Source organism: Blautia sp. CGZ-1-C1, assembly GCF_056504575.1.
The window spans coordinates 24,140-30,169 of sequence record NZ_JBWLUT010000159.1 but is presented as its reverse complement, the minus strand read 5'-3'; the positions used below and the strand labels follow the sequence as shown (position 1 = coordinate 30,169).

The 6,030-nt window shown below is 43.8% G+C and carries 6 protein-coding genes and 2 pseudogenes; all 8 read right to left on the bottom strand.

Features of this window, described 5'->3' with window-relative positions:
* Positions 1 to 217 (bottom strand): annotated as a pseudogene (locus AC058W_RS14910) (tRNA (guanosine(37)-N1)-methyltransferase TrmD); the annotation flags it as partial.
* Positions 218 to 722, bottom strand: a pseudogene (gene rimM / locus AC058W_RS14905) (ribosome maturation factor RimM).
* A gap of 72 nt (positions 723 to 794) precedes the next feature.
* Positions 795 to 1,025 carry a KH domain-containing protein gene (locus AC058W_RS14900; protein WP_008704683.1) on the bottom strand — a complete coding sequence of 77 codons (231 nt, stop codon included), beginning with the start codon at positions 1,023 to 1,025 and terminating at the stop codon, positions 795 to 797.
* 63 nt (positions 1,026 to 1,088) lie between these two features.
* Positions 1,089 to 1,334, bottom strand: coding sequence for a 30S ribosomal protein S16 (rpsP, locus tag AC058W_RS14895; RefSeq protein WP_117674756.1), 246 nt, complete (start codon positions 1,332 to 1,334; stop codon positions 1,089 to 1,091).
* Between the two features lie 151 nt (positions 1,335 to 1,485).
* Positions 1,486 to 2,841 carry a signal recognition particle protein gene (gene ffh, locus AC058W_RS14890; RefSeq protein WP_117674755.1) on the bottom strand — a complete coding sequence of 452 codons (1,356 nt, stop codon included), beginning with the start codon at positions 2,839 to 2,841 and terminating at the stop codon, positions 1,486 to 1,488.
* A gap of 3 nt (positions 2,842 to 2,844) precedes the next feature.
* On the bottom strand, positions 2,845 to 3,168 hold the full coding sequence (gene ylxM / locus AC058W_RS14885; protein ID WP_117674754.1) for a YlxM family DNA-binding protein: 324 nt from the start codon (positions 3,166 to 3,168) through the stop codon (positions 2,845 to 2,847).
* 669 nt (positions 3,169 to 3,837) lie between these two features.
* Positions 3,838 to 5,049 (bottom strand): threonine ammonia-lyase, encoded by a 1,212-nt coding sequence (ilvA, locus tag AC058W_RS14880; protein ID WP_117843894.1) that lies wholly within the window; start codon positions 5,047 to 5,049, stop codon positions 3,838 to 3,840.
* Positions 5,050 to 5,066: 17 nt separating this feature from the next.
* The gene (gene ftsY / locus AC058W_RS14875) at positions 5,067 to 6,029 is read right to left on the bottom strand and encodes a signal recognition particle-docking protein FtsY (protein WP_117674751.1); all 963 of its coding nucleotides are present in this window, start codon (positions 6,027 to 6,029) and stop codon (positions 5,067 to 5,069) included.
* Between the last annotated feature and the right edge of the window lies 1 nt (position 6,030).

Genomic DNA, 6,030 nt, shown 5'->3' with positions numbered 1-6,030 from the left:
CCTCATATGCGAGATAAACCGGTTCTGCCTGCATCAGCATCCCGGCGCCGCCGCCATAAGTATAGTCATCCACTTTCTGATGTTTATTAAACGCATAATCGCGGATATTCACTGCTTCCAGTGTCAGGAGACCTTTTGTAATGGCACGTCCGGTAATACTCGTGTTCATACCATTTTCAATCATCTCCGGAAACAGGGTCAAAACATGAAAATTCATTTATATTAATCCTTTCATCAGATGAATGGTCATTACATTCTTCTCCACATCCACATCAAGAATACACTCCTTGATCGCTGGAAGAAGAACCTCCGCACCTTTCGTGTCCTCTACTACATAGACATCATTGGCACCAGTCTCCATTACATCTTTCAAAGTTCCGAATTTGCTTCCATCTTCGAGAACAACATCCATTCCGATCAGGTCTGCAATATAATACTCATCATCTTCCAGCTCCTGTGCTTCTTCTCTCGGAACCCAGAGTTCTCTTTTCTTATACATCTCTATATCATTAATATTGTCAATTCCCTTGAATTTCAGAATTACAAGGTTCTTGAAATACTTAACATTCTCAATTTCAAGCTTTCTTTTCTCTCTGCCAGTGTCAAGCAGAACATATTCCAGATCCAGAAATCTGTCTGCATCTGTGGTTGGATATACCTTTACTTCTTCCGCGTACTCCGTGTGTCGTAGTGATCACACCAACTTTTAATAAATCTTCCATCTGCTCTCCCATTTTTTCATAATAAACCCAAATCAGGAGCCATGGGATGTTCCACAGCTCCTGACCCTATTTTCATTGCAGAATATCTACAATCACTTTTTTGCTGCTTTTTGAAGAAGCCGCTTTGACTACAGTGCGGATCGCTTTCGCAATTCTTCCCTGACGTCCGATAACCTTACCCATATCAGCAGGTCCGACCTTCAGCTCAACGATAATTGCGTCTTCCTTTTCTGTCTCAGTAACAACCACTTCATCCGGATTTTCAACAAGAGATTTTGCAATTACTTCCACTAATTCTTTCATTACATACCTCCCTGACCCGTCCCCTACGGACGCTGCAGAAATACCTTATCTGGTAAATCTGAATTATTTTTCGATTCCGGCATCTTTGAGGATTTTTGCTACAACATCTGTAGGCTGAGCTCCTGCTGCAAGCCATTTCTTAGCTGCTTCTTCGTTTACTGTTACAGCGCTTGGCTCAAGGTTTGGATCATATGTTCCGATTTCTTCGATACATCTTCCATCACGTTTGCAACGGGAATCTGCAACTACGATTCTATAAAAAGGTGCTTTCTTCTGTCCCATTCTTCTTAATCTGATTTTAACTGCCATTGTTTCATTTCCTCCATTAAATTAAAATATATTGTTTTCTTATGTTTTCTATTACTACCTGCTTCAGGCAGTAACTTTTTATGTCAAAGCGTTATTCGCTTCGCTAACTTCTCAAATAGCTGCTGTTCACTTTGTGCCCGGCAACCTTAACTTACAGTCCGAACGGAAGTTTGAATCCGCCGCCACGCTTACCGGCTTTACCGCCCATAAGACCAGGCATCTGTTTCATCATCTTCTTACTCTGTTCAAACTGCTTCACCAGACGGTTTACTTCGGAGACATCAACTCCTGCGCCTCTGGCAATACGGTTCTTTCTGGAAATATTCAGGATTGACGGATTGCTTCTCTCCTGAGGTGTCATAGAAAGGATGATTGACTTGGTTCTGTCCATCGCTTTCTCATCGATCATTCCCTCGATGTCCTTCATCTTGCCGCCCATTCCAGGAAGCATGTTCAGGATACTGCCGATACCGCCCATCTTATTCATCTGTTCCATACTGGTAAGATAATCGTTGAAGTCAAAGTCCATTTTCTTTAACTTCTTCTGCATGTCCTGTGCCTGTTCTTTATCAATAGAAGCTTCCGCTTTCTCGATCAGACTCATGACATCACCCATACCAAGGATTCTGGAAGCCATACGTTCCGGATAGAACTGCTCCAGATCAGAAAGCTTCTCGCCCATACCTACATATAAAATAGGTTTACCGGTTACTGCCTTGATAGAAAGGGCTGCACCACCTCGGGTATCACCATCCATCTTCGTAAGAATGACACCGTCGATTCCTACCTTATCAGCAAATGTGCTAGCCACATTTACCGCATCCTGTCCTGTCATCGCATCTACGATCAGGATTGTTGCATCTACATGAATATTCTCTTTAATATCTGCAAGCTCCTGCATCATATCCTCGTCGACATGAAGACGACCGGCTGTATCGATAAGCACCACATTCTGCTGGTTTGCTTTCGCATGCTCGATTGCTGCTTTCGCAATATCTACAGGTTTCTGCTTATCTCCCATGGAAAATACTTCCACGCCCTGTTTCTCACCATTGACCTGCAGCTGTGTGATAGCCGCCGGACGGTAAACATCACAGGCAACCAAGAGAGGTTTCTTACCTTTGGACTTCAGCTTGCCTGCAAGCTTCGCAACTGTGGTGGTCTTACCTGCACCCTGCAGACCTGCCATCATGAACACTGTGATCTCATTTCCCGGACGAAGAGGCAACTCTGTTGTCTCACTTCCCATAAGTTTCACAAGTTCATCATTTACAATCTTGATCACCATCTGGCCCGGATTCAGACCGCTCATAACGTCCTGTCCGATTGCCTGCTCCTGTACAGATTTGGTAAACTGCTTCACAACCTTAAAGTTTACGTCAGCCTCCAACAGGGCCATCTTTACTTCCTTAAGAGCAAGCTTAACGTCCTCCTCTGTCAGGCGGCCCTTGCTTCGCAACTTCTTAAATACATTCTGCAGTTTATCAGTCAAGCTCTCAAATGCCATATGTTATAACTCCTCTAAAATCTCATTGGAAATATTTGCAATTTCATCGGAATGATATTCCTGGGCAAGTACACGGATCTGCTTCACCTGCGCCCGTATATTCAGGAATTTCTCTACAAGATGGAGCTTCTGTTCATATTCCTCAAGGGTCTTATTGCATCTCTTGATCATATCATGCACACCCTGTCTGCTGATGCCCAGATCCTCTGCGACTTCACTCAGCGAATAATCCTCCAGCACCACGCTCTCATAAACCTGCTGCTGTCTCTCTGTCAGAAGTTCTCCATAAAAATCATATAAATAACCTTGCTCTACAAACTTCTCCATCTGTAATCACCTTGACTATCTTAACCTATTTCAGGTACGGTGTCAAGCATTTTCTCTTGACAAAGTTATTTTTTCATTCTGCCTTGTCTTCCAGAAATTCAATCTCAATTATTATAGTAGCACTCACTTTAATTTGCTGTTGCAGCCATACACTCCAACCGTTATAATCAGTGCATGGGTGCTACCATACAACGGTAGGCGGTTAGTCCTTCAGCAGAGGGACTGTGACCCTCTGATTACATAGAAACCCGTACGGGAATTCACTGGAAAGGAGGGCTAAGCCAATGAGTATTTTAGATTTTATCACAGTAGTAAGCTTCAGCTTAACTTGTTTTAGTATCGGATACACATTCGGTAAAGATAATCACAAAGCACAAAAATAGCCGCCCCAGTCTGGTAAACTAAGCGGCAGTTTTTGTCTAATTTTATATCGGACTAACCGTCTATCGGTAGCACTCTTTTTCTATAATCATATTATCACGCTTCCATAGAAATGTCAAAATTTTTCTTTATCTTTAATTTTTACAAGCCCTTGGTGAAATGACGCTTTTACAAGCCCTCTCCCCTCAGAAGATTGCAGCATACATTCAACACCCAGCGCAGAAAAACAAACCCCTAATGCTCAATCTTAACACCAGGGGTCTCTCATTCCAATATTCACTTTAGCAATTACAGACTAGGACGAATCACCTTCGGTCTGCATCCTGCATCCTCAAGCGCCTTCACAATCTCATTCTTATGATCCGTACCAAACGCCTCCAGCGTAATCTTAAGCTCCACAGCCGCATTTCTGTTCGTACTTACAAACTGGTTATGATCCAGCTTAATAACATTACCCTGTGCCTTCGCAATCACACTGGCCACACGAACCAGTTCACCCGGCTTATCCGGAATCAGAACAGACACAGTAAAGATTCTGTCTCTCTGGATCAGACCATGCTGAACAACAGAAGACATCGTGATAACGTCCATATTTCCACCACTTAAGATAGAAACAACCTTCTTACCCTTCACATCCAGATGACGAAGCGCTGCCACTGTCAGAAGGCCGGAATTCTCAACAATCATCTTATGATTCTCAACCATGTCAAGGAAAGCAACGATCAGCTCATCATCCTCAATCGTGATGATATCATCCAGATTCTTCTGGATATACGGGAAAATCTTCTTTCCAGGAGTCTGTACAGCAGTACCATCAGCAATCGTATTTACATGAGGAAGAGTCACAACCTCACCCTTCTTCAGAGAAGCCTTCATACATGCTGCACCGGCCGGCTCAACACCGATTACTTTGATATGTGGATTCAAAAGCTTCGCAAGTGTGGAAACACCTGTTGCAAGTCCGCCTCCACCGATCGGAACCAGGATATAATCAACAAGTGGAAGCTCCTGAACGATTTCCATTGCGATCGTACCCTGTCCTGTTGCAACTGCCAGGTCATCAAACGGATGGATAAATGTATATCCCTCTTTCTCGGCAAGCTCCAGTGCATGTGCACATGCCTCATCATATACATCGCCATGCAGAATAACCTCTGCACCATAGCTCTTTGTTCTCTCAACCTTGATCAGCGGAGTAGTTGTAGGCATAACGATCACTGCCTTTACTCCATATTTATGAGCTGCATAGGCAACACCCTGCGCATGATTTCCTGCAGATGCTGTGATCAGCCCTTTATTTCTCTCTTCATCTGAAAGTGTGCTGATCTTATAATAAGCTCCACGAACCTTGTATGCACCTGTACGCTGCATATTCTCCGGTTTCAGATAAACTTTGTTTCCTGTAAGATCACTGAAGTAGCTGCTTTTGATCAGCTTTGTTTCCTGTGTGACCTGTTTTACGATCTCTGATGCCTGTTCAAAACTCTCTAATGTAAGCATGTTGTTCCTCCATTTTTTCAGTCGTAATTTTGAGCGTCCGGGGTTTCTTTATGGTCCACATCAAACAACGCATTTACAAATGCATCTGCATCGAATTTCTGAAGATCGTCAATACTTTCTCCTACGCCAATGTACTTCACCGGTATATCAAGCTCGGACTGGATTGCAACTGCAATACCACCTTTGGCAGTTCCATCCAGCTTGGTAAGGATGATACCGTTGACATTTGCGACCTCCGCAAACTGTCTCGCCTGTGCAAGAGCATTCTGTCCGGTGGTACCATCCAGTACTACCAGTGTCTCCAGATATGCATCCGGATACTCTCTCTCCAGAATCTTGTATATTTTGCGAAGTTCTTCCATAAGGTTCTTTTTATTATGAAGACGTCCTGCTGTGTCGCACAGAAGTACGTCCGCATTTCTTGCTTTGGCAGCTGCCACCGCATCATAGATTACAGATGCCGGATCCGCGCCTGCCTGACCACCAATGATCTCTACGCCTGCGCGGTGCGCCCACTCAGTCAGCTGTTCTCCGGCTGCTGCACGAAATGTATCGGCTGCCGCAAGAACTACTTTCTTACCCTGATCCTTTAACTTGCCCGCAAGCTTTCCTACAGAGGTAGTCTTTCCAACACCATTGACACCGATCACGAGGACTACAGATTTACGATTCTCAAATTCATACTCTGTACTGTCCACGCGCATCTGATCCTTAATCTCATTGATCAGAAGCTGCTTACATTCCATCGGCTCCTTAATGCGACGCTCGGAAACCTCTTTCTTTAAATTCTCAATAATAGAAGTGGTTGCATTAATTCCGATATCTCCCATGATCAGAATCTCTTCCAGTTCTTCATAGAAGTCATCATCAATGCTGGAAAATCCACTGAAAATACTGTCAAATCCGGCTACGATATTGTCTCTGGTCTTTGTCAGTCCACTGACCAGACGTTTAAAAAAACCTTTCTTTTCTTCTGCCATG

Excerpts from the sequence above, each read along its gene's own strand:
- AC058W_RS14900 (WP_008704683.1), bottom strand. The coding sequence starts at position 1,025 with ATGAAAGAATTAGTGGAAGTAATTGCAAAATCTCTTGTTGAAAATCCG.
- ylxM (WP_117674754.1), bottom strand. The coding sequence starts at position 3,168 with ATGGAGAAGTTTGTAGAGCAAGGTTATTTATATGATTTTTATGGAGAA.
- ffh (WP_117674755.1), bottom strand. The coding sequence starts at position 2,841 with ATGGCATTTGAGAGCTTGACTGATAAACTGCAGAATGTATTTAAGAAG.
- ftsY (WP_117674751.1), bottom strand. The coding sequence starts at position 6,029 with ATGGCAGAAGAAAAGAAAGGTTTTTTTAAACGTCTGGTCAGTGGACTG.
- ilvA (WP_117843894.1), bottom strand. The coding sequence starts at position 5,049 with ATGCTTACATTAGAGAGTTTTGAACAGGCATCAGAGATCGTAAAACAG.
- rpsP (WP_117674756.1), bottom strand. The coding sequence starts at position 1,334 with ATGGCAGTTAAAATCAGATTAAGAAGAATGGGACAGAAGAAAGCACCT.